The sequence below is a fragment of the Salinimicrobium profundisediminis genome (assembly GCF_026241755.1).
GTDB classification, from domain to species: Bacteria; Bacteroidota; Bacteroidia; order Flavobacteriales; family Flavobacteriaceae; genus Salinimicrobium; species Salinimicrobium profundisediminis.
This window is the reverse complement of sequence record NZ_JAPJDA010000055.1, coordinates 1-2,503: the sequence shown is the minus strand read 5'-3', so window position 1 is coordinate 2,503 and position 2,503 is coordinate 1. Positions and strand designations below refer to the sequence as shown.

Below are 2,503 nucleotides of genomic sequence, written 5' to 3'. Positions count from 1 at the left end.
AACACCACATTTACCGCCTTCAATTTTCATAACTCATCAAAAAAGACCTCTGCTGTTCCATAAATTGTACCCTTTGTAAAGGACATTTTAAAAAAGCCTAAGCTACTTCTAAAAGATGATCTCTGTATTGAACAGGGGTCATCTTTTTTCGGTTCCATTGATATCTATGATGGTTATAGTAAGTCATGTATTGCTTAATTTCCTTTTGTACTTCCTCTAGTGTCAGGCAGGATTTAATAGAGGTTTCGTCTTTCAGGTGTCCAAAGAAAGATTCAATGGGGGCGTTATCCCAACAGTTACCCCTTCGGGACATTGATTGCCTGATTCCAAGTTTTTTAATCATTTTCTGAAATTGAGGATGGGTATAGTGAACCCCTTGATCCGAATGGATGAGTGAATCTTTATGTTTTTTAAACCTTTTGTTTTTCTTTAGCTTTTTGATGGTATCTGTGGCTAATTCAATAGTCATTCTGTCAGACACATTGTAAGCAAGAGCTTCACCGCTGGAGCCATCCAATATCATAGATAAATAAGCTCTGGAACTTTTTCCATAGTTCAAATAGGTGATGTCTGTTAACAGCACTTTCCCTGGTTTACCTTGATTGAATTGGCGCTTCAGGAGGTTCGGGACCACTGAATGTTCCTGGGTGGCCTTCATAAGACGCCTATATGGATTCGTCCTCCGGAAGGGGCAAACGATGTTATACTTCTTCATGATTCTTCGAATTCTTTTTAAGTTAAAGACAATCTTAAATTGACCCGCCAAAGTCATTTTAATTTGACGCGCCCCTTTCTTTCGATTCTTATGACGGAATGCTTTCAAGATGATTTCTTTCAGTTCTTCATCCCTTTCTTCCCGTTGTTTTCTATGCTCTTGAGACTCGGGAGAGTAGTATTTATAATAGGCACTTCTGGAAATTCCTGCGACCCCACAAAGGTATCTCACCATTTTTTTGAGCTTATATTTCTCTATTACGGAGCGAATGAGATTGAACTTTTGACTTGGAGAGAGGACTACTTCTTTAGCCCCCTTTCCGCGAATCGAATCTTTTTTAGAAGTTCATTTTCCGCCTTAAGCAGGTTGATTTGTGCTTCTAGTCGAGCATTCTTATCCTCAAGGGATAACTCCCGTTCTCTAGGTCTCCCGGAATTGCCCTTCCTTGTATCACTGAGCCCCAAAACTCCGTTCATTTTAAAAGCAGCATTCCATCTCTTACTAGCGGCATGAATACGTGTCATACCAATTATATTTATATCAAATCCAGCCTCTTCAAAGATCTGTCTAGAGAATTTGCCGCTCTCCTTCTCAGCGATAAATAGGCGTTTAAATTCATCTGTGTAGGTAATTCCCTTAGCACTTACAGCTTTCACAAAAGGATTAATGGATAATTCTTTGATTTCTTTCTCTGTGAATGTTTTTTTACTCATGATGTTTTCCCCGATTTCTACTAGTTGTCTATTTGTCATTATACAAAAAAATACCCTATAGGTAGACTTTTTTAAAGTGTCTACTCTATAGGGTACATTTTACCATAAGCAAAGGTCTTTTCTTATTTCTTATTTCTTAGCTCAAGCGCGAGCGCAGGTAAGCATTGATAAAGCTGTCGAGGTCTCCGTCCATGACGCCTTGGACATTTCCTGATTCTGTGCTCGTACGGTGGTCCTTTACCATGGAATATGGGTGGAAGACGTATGAGCGGATTTGGCTGCCCCAGCCGATTTCTTTTTGCTCGCCGCGGATTTCAGCAAGCTCTTGCTCTTGCTCCTCAATTTTACGCTGATATAGCTTAGCTTGGAGCATTTTCATCGCACGTTCACGGTTTTTGATTTGCGAGCGTTCCGTTTGGCATGTAACAACCACGCCAGTTGGCGTATGCGTAATCCGAACGGCTGAGTCTGTAGTATTGATATGCTGACCGCCGGCGCCGCTCGCACGATACGTATCAACTTTTAAATCCTCTGTGCGGATATCGATCTCAATTTCATCATTAAATTCCGGCATAATTTCGCATGATACGAAAGATGTATGGCGGCGTCCGGATGAATCGAACGGTGAAATACGGACAAGACGGTGTACGCCTTTTTCTGCTTTTAAATAGCCGTATGCGTTGTGGCCTTTAATCGCAAGCGTTACACTCTTTATCCCAGCTTCATCCCCAGGCAGGTAGTCGAGCGTTTCCACCTTGAAGCCTTTTTTCTCCGCCCAGCGTGTATACATACGAAGAAGCATGGAACCCCAGTCTTGTGATTCGGTTCCGCCAGCCCCTGGGTGAAGTTCAAGGATTGCATTGTTTTTATCATATTCTTCGCTTAAAAGCAGCTGTAATTCAAAGTCGCTTAAGCGCTTCATTAAATCCTTCATTTCGCTTTCAAGTTCTGCCTGCAGCTCTTCATCGCTTTCTTCGCGAACAATCTCATATGTTAATTCAAGATTTTCATATGTTTCATTTAAATCGTGGAATTCATTGACTGCATCTTTTAATGCGTTGGATTCACTGATGAC

At 41.2% G+C, this 2,503-nt stretch carries 2 protein-coding genes; both read right to left on the bottom strand.

The features are described 5' to 3' along the window. Window positions 1–97: 97 nt before the first annotated feature. Window positions 98–1,467 (bottom strand): IS3 family transposase gene (locus tag OQ279_RS18255; protein ID WP_266071298.1). Its coding sequence is split into 2 segments (ribosomal slippage): window positions 98–1,056 and window positions 1,056–1,467, totalling 1,371 coding nucleotides; the frame shifts between segments, so codons are not numbered across the junction. 97 nt (window positions 1,468–1,564) lie between these two features. Beyond that, the coding region (gene prfB / locus OQ279_RS18250) for a peptide chain release factor 2 (protein WP_266071297.1) at window positions 1,565–2,503 on the bottom strand (939 nt) is incomplete at its 5' end.